General features: G+C 68.3%; 15 protein-coding genes. 8 read left to right on the top strand and 7 right to left on the bottom strand.

The features are described 5' to 3' along the window. Positions 1-3 precede the first annotated feature (3 nt). Positions 4-2070, bottom strand: coding sequence for an acyltransferase family protein (locus G4H71_RS11635; RefSeq protein ID WP_072738601.1), 2067 nt, complete (start codon positions 2068-2070; stop codon positions 4-6). Between the two features lies 1 nt (position 2071). Here G4H71_RS11635 and G4H71_RS11630 point away from each other — a divergent pair, with 1 nt between their 5' ends. Then, positions 2072-3121: a GAF and ANTAR domain-containing protein gene (locus G4H71_RS11630; RefSeq protein ID WP_185284892.1), complete on the top strand. Its 1050-nt coding sequence runs from the start codon at positions 2072-2074 to the stop codon at positions 3119-3121. A 187-nt stretch (positions 3122-3308) separates the two neighbouring features. Here G4H71_RS11630 and G4H71_RS11625 read toward each other — a convergent pair whose 3' ends face one another. Beyond that, on the bottom strand, positions 3309-3731 hold the full coding sequence (locus G4H71_RS11625; protein WP_072738603.1) for a MarR family winged helix-turn-helix transcriptional regulator: 423 nt from the start codon (positions 3729-3731) through the stop codon (positions 3309-3311). A 235-nt stretch (positions 3732-3966) separates the two neighbouring features. On the opposite strand from G4H71_RS11625, the gene G4H71_RS11620 reads away from it, so the two are divergent. The 4 genes from G4H71_RS11620 (at position 3967) to G4H71_RS11605 (ending at position 10479) form a co-directional block, all read left to right on the top strand. Further along, positions 3967-4956 (top strand): pirin family protein, encoded by a 990-nt coding sequence (locus G4H71_RS11620; protein ID WP_072738505.1) that lies wholly within the window; start codon positions 3967-3969, stop codon positions 4954-4956. Positions 4957-5097: 141 nt separating this feature from the next. Then, positions 5098-7539, top strand: coding sequence for an ATP-dependent Clp protease ATP-binding subunit (locus G4H71_RS11615; RefSeq protein ID WP_072738506.1), 2442 nt, complete (start codon positions 5098-5100; stop codon positions 7537-7539). 424 nt (positions 7540-7963) lie between these two features. After that, entirely contained in the window at positions 7964-8995 is a 1032-nt protein-coding gene (locus G4H71_RS11610; RefSeq protein WP_072738507.1) for a lipase family alpha/beta hydrolase, read from the top strand. A 239-nt stretch (positions 8996-9234) separates the two neighbouring features. After that, positions 9235-10479, top strand: coding sequence for a PucR family transcriptional regulator (locus G4H71_RS11605; protein ID WP_072738508.1), 1245 nt, complete (start codon positions 9235-9237; stop codon positions 10477-10479). Between the two features lie 30 nt (positions 10480-10509). On the opposite strand, the gene G4H71_RS11600 is transcribed toward G4H71_RS11605, so the two are convergent. Next, on the bottom strand, positions 10510-10746 hold the full coding sequence (locus tag G4H71_RS11600) for a PLDc N-terminal domain-containing protein (protein WP_072738509.1): 237 nt from the start codon (positions 10744-10746) through the stop codon (positions 10510-10512). Between the two features lie 57 nt (positions 10747-10803). On the opposite strand from G4H71_RS11600, the gene G4H71_RS11595 reads away from it, so the two are divergent. Beyond that, a complete protein-coding gene (locus G4H71_RS11595; RefSeq protein WP_072738510.1) occupies positions 10804-12120 on the top strand; it encodes a family 1 glycosylhydrolase in 1317 nt (438 codons plus the stop codon). A gap of 13 nt (positions 12121-12133) precedes the next feature. Here G4H71_RS11595 and G4H71_RS11590 read toward each other — a convergent pair whose 3' ends face one another. After that, positions 12134-12898, bottom strand: a complete 765-nt coding sequence (locus G4H71_RS11590; protein WP_072738511.1) for a pirin family protein — start codon at positions 12896-12898, stop codon at positions 12134-12136. Between the two features lie 156 nt (positions 12899-13054). On the opposite strand from G4H71_RS11590, the gene G4H71_RS11585 reads away from it, so the two are divergent. Continuing rightward, the gene (locus G4H71_RS11585) at positions 13055-14335 is read left to right on the top strand and encodes an amidohydrolase family protein (RefSeq protein ID WP_083343134.1); all 1281 of its coding nucleotides are present in this window, start codon (positions 13055-13057) and stop codon (positions 14333-14335) included. A gap of 7 nt (positions 14336-14342) precedes the next feature. Here the strand turns inward: G4H71_RS11585 and G4H71_RS11580 are convergent, their stop codons facing one another. After that, entirely contained in the window at positions 14343-15335 is a 993-nt protein-coding gene (locus tag G4H71_RS11580) for a bile acid:sodium symporter family protein (RefSeq protein ID WP_072738512.1), read from the bottom strand. A gap of 110 nt (positions 15336-15445) precedes the next feature. Between G4H71_RS11580 and G4H71_RS11575 the strand changes: the two genes are divergently transcribed. Then, on the top strand, positions 15446-16429 hold the full coding sequence (locus tag G4H71_RS11575; RefSeq protein WP_174561861.1) for a LysR family transcriptional regulator: 984 nt from the start codon (positions 15446-15448) through the stop codon (positions 16427-16429). On the opposite strand, the gene G4H71_RS11570 is transcribed toward G4H71_RS11575, so the two are convergent. Continuing rightward, positions 16333-17109, bottom strand: coding sequence for a creatininase family protein (locus G4H71_RS11570; RefSeq protein WP_139183282.1), 777 nt, complete (start codon positions 17107-17109; stop codon positions 16333-16335). The two genes, G4H71_RS11575 and G4H71_RS11570, sit on opposite strands and share 97 nt — an antisense overlap. Beyond that, on the bottom strand, positions 17106-18428 hold the full coding sequence (locus G4H71_RS11565; protein ID WP_083343156.1) for an FAD-binding oxidoreductase: 1323 nt from the start codon (positions 18426-18428) through the stop codon (positions 17106-17108). Before G4H71_RS11565 ends, G4H71_RS11570 begins: the two co-directional genes overlap by 4 nt. Positions 18429-18461: the final 33 nt, after the last annotated feature.

Here is an 18461-nt window from a genome sequence, read left to right as displayed (position 1 = left end):
CGGTCACCACCAGCCGGTGGCCAGCCCCATCTGCCGGTCCAGTTCGGGAACGGCGCTGCGCACATAGGTTCCCGACAGGTGGTGGGAGTCGTGGTAGACGAGAATGTTTCCCTGGATCGCCCGGCAGACGTCGACGTCGCACACCGCATCGGTCATGTCCAGGGGAAACACCAGTGGCAGGTCCCAGGCCGCGTCGAGGGTCGGGTTCATCGGCGACAGCACCTCGTCCCGGGGCATGCCGCAGCTGTCGGCGTCGCCGCCGTCGGCGAGGCAGTCGACCGCCGACCGCGGAACTCCGTCGTCGTGCAGCCAGGGTGTGTCCCGCATCGCCATCAGTGGCAACCCGTAGTCGGCCAGCCGATGCCATACGTCCACGTAGTCGGGTGGGGTGATGTCGCCGATGTCCTCCGGATGGGGCCGGGTCGACGTCGTGAACACCCAGTCCGGGCGATCGTCGCGCAACAGGTCGAGGATCTCGGCGGACCAGTCGTGGCAGCCGGGATTGGGCACGTCACCGAGCATCGGCTCCGTGTCGGTGGTCAGCGGGCACCCTGCCTTCAGGTACGTCTCGATCCGGACCCCACGTTGCTTGCCGATCTCGTCGAGGGCCGGCATCCAGTGTTCGGCGTGCGAACTACCGACCACGGCAATCGTGCGCACCGCGTTCGGATCGCCGTACGTACAGGTGACGACGTCCTCCTCCATGAGACCGGTGATGCAGCCGTCGAGGGTGGGTTGGGGGAGGTCGGCCGAGGCCTCGATCAGAGTGGGCCTCATCCGCGCCTCCGGCGCGAACACTCCCGGCACCAGCGACGCGGCGCCGGGATACGTCCGCGGGTCCAGCGGCTCCACTCGCGAACCCTGCTCCGGGTCCACGGCGAGGCGGACGTTCCACCCGACGGCACCGGCGACGATGGCGACGGCCGCCGCGACGAGCAACACGGTCATCACCCGCAGCCGCAGCAGGGGCGTCACATCGCGGCGTTCGGTGAACGGCGCCTCCACGTAGCGCTGGGTCAGCCAGGCGAGGGCCAGCGACACCGCGATGACCCCCGCACCGGACAGCACCCCCACGCTCAGGCGCTCGCGCCAGAACATGTAGAAGATCAGCACCGGCCAGTGCCACAGGTAGAGGGAGTAGGCGAGCGAGCCCAGGGTCACGAACGGGCGCGTCGCCAACAGGGTCACCACCGCCGACTGGCGGCCGATCCCGGTGCCGGCGAGAATCAGCGCCACCGCGGCCCCGACCGGGATCAGCGCTGCCGGGCCGGGGAACGTCGCCCCGCCGTCGATGAGGAAGCCGCATCCGAGTACCACCGCGAATCCCGCGATCGCGAGGGCGCTGCGGACCGGGAACGGCAGATTCACCCGATGGACGACGAGCGCGAGGAGCGCACCGACCAGCAGCTCCCACAGCCGCGCGCCGGTGTCGTAGTACGCCCACGGCTGGTTCACCTGGACGAGAGCCGCGGCGTACAGGAACGACGCGACCGCACCCACCGTGAGCAGCAGTATCAGCGTCGGCCGGACCATACCGACCCGCCCGGCGCGACGCAGGGACCACGCGACCAGTGCGATGACCGCGAGGATGACGAGGTAGAACTGGCCCTGCACCGACATCGACCAGAGATGCTGGAGCGGGCTCACGGAGGCATCGGCCGCCGCGTAGTCCGCGGCCGTGTGCGCCAGCTGCCAGTTCTGGAAATAGAACAGCGAGGCCACCAGTTGGTCGCCGATCACCGACCACTGGGTGAACGGGCGTTGGAGCACCGTGACGATCGCGGTGGCCGCCAGGACGACGACCAGCGCTGGGAGCAGCCTTCTACCGGTGCGTCGCAGCACCGACCGCCCCGACAGGCCCGCTTCGCTCTCCACCCGGCGCACCAGCATTCCGGTGAAGAAGAACCCGGAGAGCACCAGGAAGATGTCGACGCCGCCGGACACTCGGCCGAACCAGACGTGGTAGACGACGACCAGTGCGATCGCGATTCCGCGCAATCCGTCCAGATCGTAGCGATAGGGCAGTGCGGCGGAGAGCCGCACCGGGCCACCCGGAGAGCCGTCGACCAGCGTGCTGCTCGGAGCGACGTGGTGCGGTTTCACAGATCCAATCCTGGCTTTGGGTGTTCGCTTCCATTATCCATACCGGCCTCGAGCGGCCTCGCCCGGGAAACCCCTCGCGACCGATCGCAGGGAGTTCTCTTGGCGGGAAAGATGTTTCGCCACCGGCCGCGGGCGGCCGAGCCATCCGGTTCGGCAGAATCGGCATTCGCCGTTATATTTACTGCACTCGGTAGAGACACCTGCCGACCGTCAGGATCAGCAGGTGTCCGTGCGCCTGCCCTTCTCCAAGGGAGAGCAGAAATTGTTCGAGCCAGCATCGCCGACCGGGGTCGACGCGCTCGCCCGGGTAGATGCCGTTGCGGCCGCCCTGGAGAGCATGCAGGAACGGCTCACCTCCCAGGTCCAGGTGCACGCGTTCATGCAGGAGCTGTGCCGACGTGTCGTCATCACCTTTGCCGGTGCAGATATGGCGGGGATCACATTGCTGTCGAAGGACGGTGGCGCCGAGACATCGGCATTCACCGACCGCCGTGTCGTGACGATCGACGGTGACCAGTACACGCTCGGGGAGGGCCCGTGCGTCGAGGCGGCGAGGTCTCAGCAGATCGTCCGGGCGCGATTCGAGGAGGCGAAGCGGCGCTGGCCGCAGCTCGCCGAGCGGCTCGGCACGGAGGGGGTACGGAGCTTTCTCTCCGCACCGCTGACGCTGGGATCCGACAATGTCGGCGCTCTCAACCTGTACAGCTTCGACGACCACGGATTCAACGACCTGGATGCGGCCCTGCTGAGGGTGTATATGACGTCGGTGGAGAGCACCGTCGTGCTCGCGCGCGAGGCCGAGCACGCCTACACCGAACTCGCCGGCCTGAAGAAGGCCATGGCCACCCGTGCGGTGATCGAACAGGCCAAGGGCATCGTGATGGCCCTGCGCCGGATACCCGCCGACGACGCCTTCGAGATCCTCGTCACCAACTCACAGCGCGAGAACGTCAAGCTGTCCACTCTCGCCCAGCGGATCGTCGACTTCGTCGCGGAAGGAAAGGATCCCATCTTCTGACGGGGCCCGGTGTTCTGACGGCCCCGGCGAGCGACACCTTCCACAGCCGGAACCAGGACGAGGTCGCGCGGATTCGCGCAGGCCGCAGTCATGTGCGAACGCTGCACGCTGCGCGGATCGCCGGGAACGTGCGCGTGCGCTTGCCGACTCGGCACCGAAATGCATGTGGCGCAAGGGCGCCGGACGTTCAGTCCCGGCCCTGCATCCGATCGCGAATTGCCTGGTACGCGGCGGTGAACCGCTGGACGTCGTCACCATCGAGCTGATCGAACACGGTGGACCGCACCGCGGCGACGTGCCCGGGGCTGGCGGATTCGAGGACCCGGAAGCCCTCGTCCGTCAGTTCGGCGAGGGTGCCACGCCGGTCGTCCTCACATTCGAGCCGCACGACCCAGCCGAGCTCGACCAGCCGGGTCACGGCACGCGTCACCCCACTCCGAGTCGTCGTGGCGGCTTCGGCGATCTCGCTCATCCGCAGCCGCCGTCCCGGCGCCTCGGACAGGATCACCAGCAGCTCGTAGTCGGCGAACGAAATCCCCGAGTCGCGCACCAGCTGACGGTCGAGTGTCCGGAACAGCAGGCGGGTGCTGTCGAGATAGGCACGCCACATCCGCTGCTCGTCGTCGTCGAGCCACGGCCCGTTCCGATCGGCCACCACCGCACCTCCGACGTCCTCGACCTCAATTGGTTGACAGAGCAATCATATTACTGGAAGCGTCGTCACCGACGATCTCCGGGCGAATCGACCGGAGCAGCGCCGCCGTCCCCCGCACGGGAATACCGTGACAGCAGGCCATCGCACACCCGGGACGGACGGCCCGGAACGAAGGCAGGAGACGAGGACGATGAGCAATCTGGACCCCCACCCCGTCGAGGAGGTCTGCGAGCCCGCCTCGACGGTCGAGTATCCCACGGCACCGCTGGTGGAGGTCATCACGCCCCGCGACGTGCCGCTCGGCGGACCGCGGGCGATGCCGGTGCGCCGCACCCTGCCACAGCGTGCACGGTCGCTGATCGGCGCCTGGTGTTTCGCCGACCACTACGGGCCGGACGACGTGTCGGTGACCGGAGGAATGGACGTGGCACCGCACCCGCACACCGGGCTGCAGACGGTGAGCTGGCTGTTCACCGGCGAGATCGAGCACCGGGACAGCCTCGGCAGCCATGCACTGGTCCGCCCGGGCGAGATGAACCTCATGACCGGCGGGCACGGAATCGCCCACTCCGAGGTCTCCACGCCGGACACGTCCACGCTGCACGGGGTGCAGCTCTGGCTGGCGCTGCCCGCCCACGCGCGGGACGCACCGCGCGCCTTCGAGCACCACGTGCCTCCGCTCGTCCGGATCGAGGGGGCCGCGCTGCGGGTGTTCCTCGGCCGGCTCGCCGGTAGCGAGTCCCCGGTCCACACCTTCAGCCCCCTCGTCGGGGCGGAGATCGTCCTGGACCCGGGGGCCACCGTGCGGCTGGACGTCGATCCCGGCTTCGAACACGGAGTGCTCGTCGACGAGGGCGAGGTGCAGGTCGCCGACACCACTCTGCAGCGTGCCGAACTCGGCTACGTGGGCACCGGCTCCGCCGAACTGGTGCTGACGAATCGCGGGACGGGCCCGGCGCGGGTCGTCCTCCTCGGCGGGACACCGTTCGGCGAGGAGATCGTGATGTGGTGGAACTTCGTCGCCCGCTCGCACGAGGAAGTGGTCACGTTCCGCGAGGAATGGGAGAACGAGTCGGACAGGTTCGGGCAGGTCGACGGATACGTGGGCGCGCGCCCACGCCTGCCTGCGCCGACCTTGCCGAACACCCGGATCCTCCCCCGTCGCAACCCCGCACCGTAGGGCAGGTCACCTCCCGTCGGCGGCGTGACGGAGACCTCGGACGCGAGCGCCCCGAATACGCCTGCGCGCGGACGCTCCGCCCGCGTAGCCTGAAATCGCCAGGCGACAGGCAGCTTCGACCACGTGATACGAGGTGCACCGATGACCGAGGGCTGGATTTCCCGCGACCCGTTCGACGACATTCTGAGCCGGTTCTTCGGCCCTGGCGGGAGCCCCACCCGAGCGCCGGTGCAGCGCGTGGATCTGGGCAGACTCCTCAACGACGACGCGAAGACACTCGTCGGATTCGCGCGGCAGGCCGCACGGGACTGGGGCAGCCCGGAGATCACCCCCGAGCATCTGCTCTACGCCGCCACGCTGAACGACCCCACCCGCGGCGTCGTCAGCGGGCTCAATCTCGACCCGGACAAGGTTGCCGAGCAGATGCGCGACGCGGTCGCCAAGGGGGCGTCGCCGGACGACGACTCCCTGGTGCTGAGTCCCGCCGCGAAGCTGGCGCTGCGGACCGCACAACAGCAGGCCGGGCAGGCCGGAGTCAGCTACATCGGCCCGGAGCACATCCTGCTCGGCATCGCGTCCAACCCGGAGAGTGCCGCCGCGCGCGCCCTGGCCGGCGCCAACGCGAGACTGGATGCCTCCGCACCCGGCGGCACCCAGCAGTCCGCGACGCCGACACTGGACGAATACGGCCGCGACCTCACCGCCGAGGCACGTTCGGGCAACGTGGACCCGGTCGTCGGACGTGCGGACGAGATCGCACAGACCATCGAGATCCTTTCCCGCAGAAGGAAGAACAATCCGGTACTGATCGGCGACCCGGGTGTGGGGAAGACCGCAATCGTGGAGGGGCTCGCACAGCGCATCGTCAACGGCGACGTCCCGTCGACACTGGCCGATCGGCGGGTCGTGGCGCTCGACGTGGGAGCCCTCGTCGCGGGCAGCAAGTACCGCGGCGAGTTCGAGGAACGGCTGACGAAGATCCTCGACGAGGTGCGTGAGCATTCCGACGAGCTGGTGATCTTCATCGACGAGTTGCACACCATCGTGGGGGCCGGTGCCGGCGGCGAGGGATCGATGGATGCCGGCAATCTCCTCAAACCCGCACTCGCACGGGGAGATCTGCACGCGATCGGCGCCACCACGATCGACGAGTACCGACGCTACATCGAGAAGGACGCCGCACTCGAGCGCCGGTTCCAGCCTGTCATGGTCAGCGAACCGTCCGTGGACGACACCATCGAGATCCTGCGCGGTCTCGCCGACGTGTACGAGGAGCACCACCAGGTGCACTACACGGACGAGTCGCTCGTGGCCGCGGCCGAGTTGTCCGATCGGTACATCACCGACCGGTTCATGCCGGACAAGGCCATCGACCTCATCGACCAGGCCGGTGCCCGGGTGCGCCTGCGGACGAAGACGCCGGACGCGGACACCCGGTCGAGCGAGGAGGAACTGGCCCGGCTCAAGCGGGAGAAGGATTCCGCCGTCTCCGCCGAGAACTACGAACGGGCCACTCAGCTCAAGGACCAGATCACCGCGCTCGAGGAGGAACTGGGCTCGGTCGCAGCAGGTGCCACCCCGGAGGTCGAGGTCATCGACATCGCCGAGGTCATCTCGCGGCTCACCGGCATCCCGGTCGCGGATCTCACCGCCGAGGAGCGCGAGCGGCTGCTCGCGCTCGAGGACGTGCTGCACTCGCGGGTCATCGGCCAGGAGGAGGCGGTCACCGCGGTGGCAGAGGCGGTACGCCGAGCCCGCGCCGGCCTCGCCGACCCCAACCGTCCGACCGGATCGTTCCTGTTCCTCGGCCCCACCGGTGTCGGGAAGACCGAACTCGCCAAGGCATTGGCGGAGGCGGTGTTCGGCGACGAGGACCGGATGATCCGCTTCGACATGAGCGAGTTCCAGGAGAAGCACACCGTCTCCCGACTCGTCGGCGCTCCTCCCGGCTACGTCGGATACGAAGAGGCGGGCCAACTCACCGACAAGGTGCGGCGGCAGCCGTACTCCGTGGTGCTCTTCGACGAGATCGAGAAGGCCCACCCCGACGTGTTCAACGTGCTCCTGCAACTCCTGGACGACGGCAGGGTCACCGATGCCCAGGGCCGCACGGTCGATTTCAAGAACACGATCGTCATCCTCACCAGCAACATCGGCTCGGACCTGATTCTCGCCGCCCCCGACGGCGACGTGGACGCCATCGTCCCGCAGCTGATGGAACGGTTGCACGCACACTTCCGGCCGGAGTTCCTCAATCGGATCGACGAGACCGTGGTGTTCCACCGGCTCGACAAGGCACAGCTCCGCGAGATCGTCGAACTCGTCCTGGGCTCGACACGGCGGCTTCTGCGCGCGCAGGACATCGAGCTCGACGTCACCGAGGCGGCCGTGGACTGGCTGGCGGACGAGGGGTTCGAGCCGCAGTTCGGAGCCCGGCCGCTGCGGCGCACGGTGCAGAAGGAACTCGACAATCGACTGTCCTCACTCCTGCTTCGCGGCGATCTGTCGCCCGGACAGACCGTCCGGGTGGATGCCGACGGGTCCGGACTGCTGATCGAGCAGGCAGACACCGTTCGGGAGTGATCGGCGTACCGCCCCTCGATTTCCGGTTGTGAGGTCGGGTAGAGATCCCCGGCCGGGTCGTGTGACGGCGGCCAGCGTTTCCCGACACCCCGGCGGCGAGCGAACGACAGCGACGAGGTGCCGGGGACCGCCTGGGGCCAGTCCCCGAGGAACCATCGTTTACCTTGCGGCACAAGTACTTTCATCCACTTCTGCGTGCTGCGGACACCGATCGTCTCCCGCGCTCGACGTCGCGGAATCCGGCACCCGGACGCGGGAAAAGTCGAGCATAGGGCCTTCCTCGACCCCCGAGAACTGACTCCTGAGTAGTTTATGGTTCCGGCCCATGACATGGATCACATCTACGCGGAGTGCGGACAAGAGTCATCGTCGACCTGTCCGGGCTGCCGCAGGAGTCATCGCATCGCTCGCGGTTGCGGGGGCAATGGCGCTGACGGCCACACCGGCCGCCGCAGACGTCGTCGTTCCGCCTGCCAACGGCACTGTCGGGGTCGGCGCGCCGGCCACCAGCTTCCCCGAGGCGTTCGCCAACGGCCTACTCAACCCGAACGCGGCCCCGGTCGGCGCCAACGACTGGGGCTGCAAGCCGTCGGCGGCGCATCCGCGTCCCGTCGTCCTCGCACACGGCACCTGGGAGAACGCGTACAACAACTGGTCGGGGGTCGCGCCCGCGCTCGCGGCGGAGGGCTACTGCGTCTTCGCGATCAACTACGGCCAGTCCGACCTGCTGCAGAAGGGCGGACTCGGGACCATCATCCCCGGTGTCTACGGCGTGAAGCCGATCGAGGAATCCGCTCAGCAGTTGGCTGCCTTCGTCGATGCCGTCCTCGCCGGTACCGGAGCGTCGAAGGTCGACATCGTGGGGCACTCCCAGGGCGGGTTGATGGCACGCCAGTACCTGAAGTTCGAGGGCGGCGCCGACAAGGTCCAGAACCTGGTGACGCTCGGCGCCACGAACCACGGGACCACCCTGCTCGGCATCGGCGCGCTCAACCGATTCATCGGCGGCCTCGGCCTGAACCTCGACCCGGTGCTCGACTACCTGGTCGGTGTCTCCGGGATCCAGCAGGTCTACGACTCCCCGCTGCTGAAGCGGCTCAACGCCGAGGGCGACACCATCGCCGGGATCGACTACACGATCATCGGCACGATGTTCGACGAGGTGACCACCCCCTGGGAGTCGACGTTCCTCAACCCCTACGGCCCGGGTAACGTCCGCAACGTCACCCTGCAGGACGGGTGCCCGGTGGATGTCTCCGACCACCTGAGCATCACCTACTCGCCCCGGGCGATCGACTGGATCAAGCACGCGCTCGATCCGGCAGGATTCCCGGAATCGAGCATCGTGTGCGCCGGCAACGCACCGATCGGCGGACGCTCGGACGGCGGCCCCGGCGGCACCGGTTCGCTCGGGTCCGGATCCAGCGGCAGCGCCGCCGGATCGTCCGGCTCCTAGACGCCGGATTCGTAACATCTCACAAAACCCAGTCGCGGCCGTGTGCCCGTCCCGAATCGGGACGGGCACACGGCCGCGTCCCGGGTTCGACGCGAGGACACGTCCGACACGAGGAAAAATGCATTTCACCAGAAGAATCTGGCTGAATCAGTGGCGGATATCACGTTTGGGTCACTATGGTGATACCCGCAGTCGCGTTATTCAATCGAGACGCGACGGAGATTCTCGGGAGACCTCTTATGACGCTTGTCAATGAACCGAATTCCGGCATCATCATGGTCGCCGGCTCACCGGCTTCCTCATCCTTCGGCAATCTACGCTCTCTTGCCAACGATCTCGTCGGCCACTTCGCGGCGAACGTGATCCCGTGCGGGCTGCTCCCGCGTGAGGAACTGCAGGGCGATGTCACCAACGTGACGATGGGGTGCCTGCGACTGGCGATGGACATGCTGGACAAGCGTCGCGTGCCCACCGATGAGGACCTCGCGGGGTTCCGCGACGCGTCGGCTCAGTGGGCCCGCGAAGGTATCCCGCTCGCCACCGTTCTCGAGGTCCTGCACGAGGGGTTCCGCCTCGGCTGGCGCCACGTGGTGTCCGGCGCCGAGATCGACGATCTCGCCCACATGGCGGACGGCGCCGAACTCCTCATCTCCATGCTCGACAAGGTCACCCAGGCAGCGACGTCGGCGTACATCGCCGAACTCAAGGTCGTGGCGAGCGAGCACCACACCGCGGCCCACACTCTCGTCACCGCACTCCTCAGCGGACAGAGCACGTCGGCGATGGCCCGCCACTGTGGCATCGAGGTCGCGCCCTCGTATGTCGTCCTCGCCCTCCACCTCGACCAGCACACGGACGAGGGCCATCCGGGCGTTCAGCCGATCGTCGCGGCCCGCCGCAAACTCCGTCGGGTCCAGGCCGAACTCGCCAAGGCGTACGGCCGGGCCGCGTTGTCGCTCCTCAGCCCGGAGGGTGGCACGGTGCTCATACCCGACGCCGACGAGGACGCCAATGTGGACCACGTGGTGGAACAGCTCGCCTCCGCCGGGGAGGTCACCGTCACCGCCGCAGCGGTGCAGGCCGACACCGAGTCGGTTCCCCAGGCGTCCGAGCAGGCACACGAGTTACTCGACCTCGCCCGGCAACTCCACCGCGCGCCGGGCGTGTATCGCATGACGGACCTGGTGTACGAGTACCAGATGATGCGGCCGGGCGTCGGCCGGGCACATCTCGTGCAGCTGCTGCAACCGCTCGAGCGGTACCCCGATCTCGTCAAGACCCTCGACGTCCACGTCCACAACGACCTCAACCGGCAACGCACCGCCCGCCAGCTGCACGTCCACACCAACACGGTGGACTACCGGCTCAAGCGGATCGCGGAGCTCACCGGACTGGATCCGACGCGCGCCTCCGGCCTCAGGCCCCTGCAGGCCGCGCTACTCGCCCGTCGCCTGGAGTTCCGGGACGCGCGCCAGAAGGTCTGAGCACCCGCGACGCCACCGCGCCCGCAGCGCTCAGGTGAACGACGACTTGCGCCCCCACACGAACCAGACGACGGGCCCGAGAACGGGAAAGGCGAACACGAGCAGTATCCACACCGCCTTGCCTCCCGTCTGGTAGGTGTCCGACCTCGCGATATCGACGATCGCGCCGACGAACAGCGCTAGGATCAACAGGCCGACCACCACGATCGCGCCGAGCACGATCCACGATCCGATCTGCTGGGAGTCGGCTGCAGCAAGTGGACTCATGCACCCGACTGTAGCGAGCGCGACCACGACTCGGCGCCGACGCGAGGAGAAGTGCGCATGACCGTCGCCACCCGTCTCGCCCCGCTGCTGTGCACTCTCTCGCTCGCACTCGTCGCCTCGTCCGCGACGGCCGGCGCCCGGACCGACGGCCTCGCGCCGCTGGGTCCGGACTTTCTCTGGGGAGTGGCTTCCTCCGGTTTCCAGTCGGAAGGGAGTGCACCGGACAGCAACTGGACTCGCTACATCGCGGAGGGGCGGGTCGAGGATCCGTACCTGGACTCGGTCGACTTCGTCCACCGCCATGCGGAGGACATCGGCCGAGCCGCCGACCTCGGTGTCGACACGTATCGCATCGGCATCGAATGGGCCCGTGTGCAACCGCACCCTGGGCAGTGGGACGAGGCGGCGTTCCGGTTCTACGACGCCGTGATCGACGAGATCCGAGCCGCGGGAATGCGGCCGATGCTCACCCTCGACCACTGGGTGTACCCGGGCTGGGCGGTCGACTACGGCGGATGGAGCAATCCGCGCATGGTCGAGGACTGGCTCGCGAACGCGCGGGTCGTCGTGGACCGGTACTCCGGAACCGACCCGCTGTGGGTGACCGTCAACGAACCGACCGTCTACGTGGCCAACGAGATCCGCTACGGCGGATTGCCCGCACCCGAGCTACCGACGATGTTCGGCCGGCTCGCCGACGCGCACAACACGATCTACGACCACATCCACGACCGGCAACCCGGCGCGATGGTCACCAGCAACACCGCCTACATCCCCGCGGTCGAAGACGCCGTCGACGGCGTGTTCCTCGATCTGGTCGCCGACCGACTGGACTACATCGGGATCGACTACTATTACGGAGCCTCGCTGGGCGATCCGTTCGGGGCCGTCGGCGCGCTCACCGGACAGATGTGGACCGCCACACTGCAACCGGAAGGCATCTACTACGCCTTGCGGTTCTACGCGGACAAGTTTCCCGGCCGCCCGCTCTACATCGTGGAGAACGGTATGCCGACCGAGAACGGCGCCGCCCGCCCGGACGGCTATCGACGCGACGATCTGCTCGCCGACACCGTGTACTGGATTCAGAGGGCCGCCGCCGACGGGATGAACCTGATGGGCTACAACTACTGGAGCATCACCGACAACTACGAATGGGGCAGTTACACACCCCGTTTCGGCCTGTACACCGTGGACGTTCTCACCGATCCCAGCCTGACACGGAGACCGACGGACGCGGTCCCGATGTACACCGGGCTCGTGCGTGACGGCGGCGTCCCGGGTCACTACCGGCCGACCCGGGAGCCCGTCCCGTGCTCACTCGTCGGTGGTGCGGCCAGCTGCCTCGATCCGGTCGAGATCGCCGGCGGCTGACCGTACGGCCGCCTCAGCGGACCGAACCCGCGCGCGCATCCATTTCCCAGATCAGCAACTCGGTGGGTTCGAGCGCCGTCACCGACTGTCCCCCACTGCGACTCAGCCGTACCGCGTCGCCGTGTTCGAGCCGTCCCGCGCCCTCGAAGTCCACTGCTCCTCTCGTGAGGAACACGTGGCCGTACGGCGACTCGGGAACCGAGACCGACTGCCCGGGCTCCAAGCGCGCGGCGTGCAGAGCGACATGCTCGTTGCGGATGCGTCCGACCGTGCCCCCGGCGTGCCTCGCCATTCCGCTGACCACTGTCACCAGGTCTCCTCCCGACAACGCGTCGTCGAGCGGTAGGTCCTGGTAGTCCGGCTCCAGTCCGAGGGAATCGGGCGGAATCCACATCTGCACCACCGTGACCGGGTCGCGGTGCCGGGGGAGACCACTGACGGTCCACGAGTCGTTGTACTCGGCATGGGAGATTCCGCTACCGGCAGTCATGCGCTGGGCCGATCCGGAGGTGAGCACCCCGACGTTTCCCAACGAATCCCGGTGTACCAGGGATCCACTCACCACCCAGGTGATGATCTCCATGTCCCGGTGTGTGTGCCGGTCGAAGCCCGCGCCCGCGTCGACGGTGTCCTCGTTGTGCACCAGCAGCATCCCGTGCGCGTTCTCCACGAGGTCGAAGTTGCCCGCGAACGGAAAGGACCCGCGGCTCGTCACGTCCGGAAGACGCAGGATCGTTCGGTCCGCACTGCGAATCACCTGGACGGCGCCGTCGGTCATGTCGGGCCCCTCTCGAAAATGGTCGGGTAGCGATCAGAAGGGGCAACCCGGTACCCGTCGTCGCTATTCCCCGCTGGTCACAACCTGCTCGACACAACCTGCTCGTCACAACCTGCTCGACACGTTCCCGAAACACTCGTCGAATAGGTTGCAGGCGTGGAGAACACCGACGAACAGAGGCCCGTCGCGGACGGCAGGCTCCTCCGCGTCCTCACCGGCGCGACCTTGCCGGACGGCCGCCGGGTGGACGTGAGGCTGGACCACGGCGCGGTAACGCACGTCACCGACGCGGCGCCGTGCTCGACAACCCGCGCCGTCGAGCGCGGCGTCGATACCGCCGATACCGCCGATGCCCTCGACCTGGACGGATACCTCCTGCTCCCCGCACCGGCGGAGCCGCACGCACATCTGGACAAGGCCTTCTCGTGGAACGAGATCCGGCCGCCCATGGGGGACCTCGGCCGGGCGATCGACTCCTGGCGCGAGCACAGCGCCCACCTCACCGTCGACGGGATCGCGGTCCGCGCGCGCCGCGCCGCGCTGGCGCTCCTCGCGAACGGCACGACCGCTGTGCGTTCCCACGTCGATCTGCTTCCCGGCCCGGCCCCGCTACGCGGTGTCCGCGCCCTGGTCCGCGTGCGTGAGGAGCTCGCGGATGTCATGGACGTCCAGCTCGTCGCCCTCTGCCCGTTCGACACTCCCGACGAGATCCTGGACGAAGCCCTCGACCTGGGCGTCGATCTGGTCGGGGGCTCACCCCACCACACACCGGCACCGAGCTCGGACCTGCAGCGGCTGTTGCGGATCGCCGAACGCCGGGGAGTCGGTGTCGATCTCCACACGGACGAGCAGCTGAACCCGGACATGCTGACCCTCGAGGAACTCGCCAAGTCGGTGCGTGACTGGCCGGAGTCGATGCCGGTCACCGCGGGACACTGCGTCAGTCTCGGGACGGTGGACCCGGACGTCCTCGAACGCACCGTGCGGGCGGTGGTGGACAGCCGCATCGGAATCGTCACCCTGCCGATCACGAATCTCTACCTGCAGGGATGGGATCATCCGGTCTCCACGCCCCGGGGCCTGACCGCGGTGCGTGCCCTCCTCGATGCCGGGGTCCGTGTCGGTGCGGGCGCGGACAATGTCCGCGACCCGTTCAACCCGCTCGGCCGCAGCGATGCCCTGGAGACGGCGATGCTCCTGGTGACCGCGGCACATCTCACGACGGCGGAGGCGTATCACGCCGTCAGTACCGGGGCTCGCGCGGTGATGGGGCTCCCGGAGGCCGGGGTGTTCCCGGGTGCCCGCGCGGACCTGCTGGCCGTGCGCGCCGCCGACCTCGAGGAGGCGATCGCCGACGCCTCGGCCGAGCGCTACGTACTCCGTGCCGGCCGACTCGTCTCGGCCACGCACGTCCACCGGTCGATGTACCGCGCGTAGGCGGCTCTCACACCTCCACGAGTTCGCCCTCGCGCACCGGCCGCCGGGCGAGACGCTGCGCGATGACCGCACACACGATCAGCTGGATCTGGTGGAAGATCATGAGCGGAAGGACGATCAACCCCACGGGTCCCCCGGCGAACAGCACGGCAGCCATCGGGAGGCCGGAGGCGAGGCTCTTCTTCGAGCCCGCGAAGAGGATCACGATGCGGTCCTCGAGCGAGAATCCCAGCACCTTGCCGATCCCCACCGAGGTACCCATGACGACGGCGAGCATCAGGAGGCAGATCACGACCAGTACCGCGATCTGCACGGCATCGACCGCGCTCCAGATGTTCTCGTTCATGCCCTCGCTGAACGCGGCGTACACGACGAGCAGGATCGATCCGCGGTCCACGATCTTGGTGGGCCCGGCGTTGCGCTTCAGCCACGCGCCGATCCACGGCCGGATCAACTGACCGACGAGGAACGGCGCCAGGAGCTGGAGCAGGATGGCTCCCGCGGCGCCGGCGTCGACGTGGGCGTCGCCGGTGGTGTTCATCAGCAGCACCACCAGCAGCGGCGTGACGAACACTCCGACGATGTTGGAGAACGACGCGCTGACGATCGCACCCGCGACGTTGCCCCGTGCGATCGAGGTGAACGCGATCGACGACTGGACCGTCGAGGGCACGAGGCACAGGTACAGGATTCCGGTGTAGATCTCGTCCGAGATCACCGTCGGTGCGAGGACCCGGAGGGCGAGCCCGAGCAGCGGGAACAGCACGAAGGTGATGGCCAGGATCACCGCGTGCAGCCGCCAGTGCTTGACTCCCTGCCACGCCTCGGCCGGGGACAGGCGGGCGCCGTAGATGAGGAAGAGCAGCCCGATGGCGATCTTGGTGGCCCAGTCCACCACGACGGCGGCCTGGCCGGATGCCGGGAAGATGCTCGCGACCGCGACCATGCCGAAGATCGCGAGGACGAACCCGTCGATGGAGAACTTGCTCAGGAACTTCACGGACAGACGATACGACCGTCCACTCCATCGCCTGACGCTATGGCGCCTATATTAGATATCGAGATCCGCGATGGACAGTCGGCGGAACGGTGACGACGACCGAGGAGAGGGTGGCCGTGTACGACCCGGTGTTGTTGCGCAGCTTCCTCGCGGTCGAGCACTACGGCGGGTTCACGGCCGCGGCGCGGCAGCTCGGTCTGCGGCAGCCCACCGTGAGCGGCCACATCGCCCGGCTGGAGAGGCAGATCGGCCGGGAACTGTTCGCGCGGGACACCCACCGCGTGGTCCTGACCTCGGACGGAGCCGCGATGCTCGGGTTCGCGCGGGACATCGTCGATGCACAGCAGAAAGCCGAGCGATACTTCGGCGGTGAGGAACTGGCCGGACACATCCGGTTCGGGGTGTCCGAGGACCTGGTCGCGCAGGCCCTGCCTGCGATCCTGCTCGAGTTCCGCAGCGCCTACCCGCAGGTCGATCTCGAGCTCACCGTCGGCCTGAGCGAGGAAATCCATGCCCAACTCCGGGCCGACGAACTCGATCTCGCCTTCGTCAAGCGCCGGCCGGGCGAGAAGCACGGACAGCTCGTCTTCGAGGACCGGCTCGTCTGGGCCGGGCCCGCCGGTCCGGACGCCCGGACACGGGCGACGGAGAGCCCGGTGCCCGTCGTCACCTACCATCCCCCGAGCCTGACCCGGGATGCCGCGCTGCGCGCGCTCGAGCGCGCCCGCATCCCCTATCGCATCACGTGCACCACCCAGGGACAGCTCGGTCTGCGGGCGGCCGTCCTCGCCGGCCTCGGCTACATCGTGCACAGCGAGAGCCTGCTCCCCGCGGACCTGCACCCGGTGGACGGCCTGCCGAGTCCCGGCACCACCCAGTTCACCCTGATCACCTCCGCACGGCGCGCGCAGTCGCCACCGGAGCGGGCCCTGATCCGCGCCATCGTCGAGAACACCCATCGGCTGCGCCGCCCCGGCCTCGCCGGTCGGGCCGACGCTCAGGGACGCAGCACCCGCCCCGGGTCGAACGACGCGATCTCCCCGATCGCACCCACCAACGTCGACACCGCGTCCTCGAAGAACACCTTCCCCTGATCGGCGTTCGCCGGGGTCGGGTCGCCGATGACGCCCGAGGCGGAGAAGTCGTCCGAGAGCCAACCGAACCGGACGGGCTTGCCGAACCCCACGTAGCGGTGTTCGGCCAGCGACTCCGGCACGGCTCGCACCGCGCGCCGCATGTCCACCAGATCCGGGCGCAGATGCAGCATCATCGACGTCTCGGTGAATCCCGCGTGGATGCCGAACCCGCACTCGGTCGGTCCCGGCCGGCCACCGCCGGAGTACAGGAAGGTCTGGAGATCGAAGCGGCGCCGCAACTCTCGGCACGCGACCTCGAGAAGTGCCGAGTTCCCGCCGTGCCCGTTGACGAACAGCACCCTGCGGGCCGGTGTCGCCGCGATCGACCTGCCGAGATCGACGATCGTCTCGAACAAGGTGTGCGCTCCCAGCCACATCGTGCCCGGCAGGCGCGCGTGCTCGTCCGACTTGGTGTAGCTCAGCGCGGGCAGCAACCACACGTCGTGTCCGAGAGCCGCGCCCCGGTCCACCAGTTCGCGTCCGAGCGCCTCCGCGACCACCAGGTCGGTGCTCAGTGGCAGATGCGGACCGTGCGGCTCGATCGCCCCGGTCGGCAGGACCAGCACCGAGTCACGCGAGAGCGCCTCGGACACCTCCGCCGTCGTCAGATCGACGTACCTCCTGGTGCGGGTCGTCACGGAATCCACCTTCCCGGGTTGAGGAGACCCTGCGGATCCGTCTGCCCGGCAAGGGCTTTGATCCTGTCCGCGTCGAGGTCCACATAGGACTGGTGCGGAGAATGCACCCGCACGCCCAGCTTCTCGAGTTTCGGCACGCCCGCGAACACGTCCTCGGGGCCCCGATAGACGCCGTTGAGCATCCCCGCCATCGACTGGTACCCGACCTCGAGATGCAGCATCCCGCCCTCGTAGACGTTCTCCACCGCCGACAGCCGGTGAACCAGGGCATCGCCCTGGACCTCCATGTGGAAGTACCTGTCCGGCACCGCTTTCTGTAGCCACCACGTCGGATGGTTGTAGGAGAGCGTGCTCAGCCGGACGGTTCCCGGCAAGCCCTCCCGCACCGCTTCCACCCGGCCTCCCCCAGCTTCGACCACCGCCGCTACGGTGTCGACAGTGGTGGCGTCGAAGATGCCACGCAGGCTCGAGCGCCCCCGCGGGATCGCCTCGTCCGGAGGCAACGTCGCCGAGACCGTCGCCGTGTCCGCCGAACACAGGCGCGGCATCGGATCCAGATTCCGCAGCTCCCACGCCGCCGGGAAGGCCTCGTGGTGGCTGCGGAAGCTCGCGTAGACGCTGCGCCAGGGTTGGAGCGGCTCGACCCGCACGGTGGCGCGAACCACGATTCCGGCCACACCATACGTATGTACGAGCGGCTGTGCATCGGGCCCACTGACGTGGACGATCTCCGCGTCCGCATGCGCGAACACCACGTCCAGGGATTCCACGAAGCCCATGTGGTTGCGGCCGTGCACGATCGAACCCGTCCCCGCCGAGCCGCCGCTGAGAAACCCCCCGAGGGTGGACTGCACCGTCGACGGATACATCCACAGCTGACGTCCGTGCTCCCAGGCGGCCTGTTCGAGTGCGATCATCCTCGTTCCGGCCTCGGCCGTGACGGTGCGGTCCGTGACCTCGACGATCCGGCGCAGGGAGGTCATGTCCATCACCAGTCCGCCGAAGCGGGGAATCACCTGTCCGTAGTTGCCGGTGCCCTTGCCCCTGGTCGTGATCGGGACTCCGTGGCGGACCGCCGCCCGTACGACGGCCGGAACCTGCTCGACCGTCGTGGGGAAGCAGACCACGTCCGGACGGCCCAGTGGGTGCTGCGCCGTCAGGATCGGACTCATCCCGGAGCCGTCCCTCGACGCCCGTGCGAGAGTGCGCGGCTGCGTCCCGACTCCTCGCGGGCCGAGGATCCGCACGAGATCGTCGATCAGCGCGTCGACGTCCGACGGGCCGAAGTCGGGCCGGCCGGAATCCGACGGCGCCGACATCGTCACGGGGGCCGGCTGTGGTGCGGGAGTGGC

Origin of the sequence: Rhodococcus triatomae, assembly GCF_014217785.1 — a bacterium.
GTDB lineage: Bacteria > Actinomycetota > Actinomycetes > Mycobacteriales > Mycobacteriaceae > Rhodococcus_F > Rhodococcus_F triatomae.
This window is presented reverse-complemented; position numbering and strand designations above follow the sequence as displayed.

Coding starts and splice junctions, on each gene's coding strand:
- G4H71_RS11625 (WP_072738603.1), bottom strand. CDS start 3,731: ATGTGGCGTGCCTATCTCGACAGCACCCGCCTGCTGTTCCGGACACTC.
- G4H71_RS11620 (WP_072738505.1), top strand. CDS start 3,967: ATGAGCAATCTGGACCCCCACCCCGTCGAGGAGGTCTGCGAGCCCGCC.
- G4H71_RS11615 (WP_072738506.1), top strand. CDS start 5,098: ATGACCGAGGGCTGGATTTCCCGCGACCCGTTCGACGACATTCTGAGC.
- G4H71_RS11610 (WP_072738507.1), top strand. CDS start 7,964: ATGGCGCTGACGGCCACACCGGCCGCCGCAGACGTCGTCGTTCCGCCT.
- G4H71_RS11605 (WP_072738508.1), top strand. CDS start 9,235: ATGACGCTTGTCAATGAACCGAATTCCGGCATCATCATGGTCGCCGGC.
- G4H71_RS11600 (WP_072738509.1), bottom strand. CDS start 10,746: ATGAGTCCACTTGCTGCAGCCGACTCCCAGCAGATCGGATCGTGGATC.
- G4H71_RS11595 (WP_072738510.1), top strand. CDS start 10,804: ATGACCGTCGCCACCCGTCTCGCCCCGCTGCTGTGCACTCTCTCGCTC.
- G4H71_RS11590 (WP_072738511.1), bottom strand. CDS start 12,898: ATGACCGACGGCGCCGTCCAGGTGATTCGCAGTGCGGACCGAACGATC.
- G4H71_RS11565 (WP_083343156.1), bottom strand. CDS start 18,428: ATGTCGGCGCCGTCGGATTCCGGCCGGCCCGACTTCGGCCCGTCGGAC.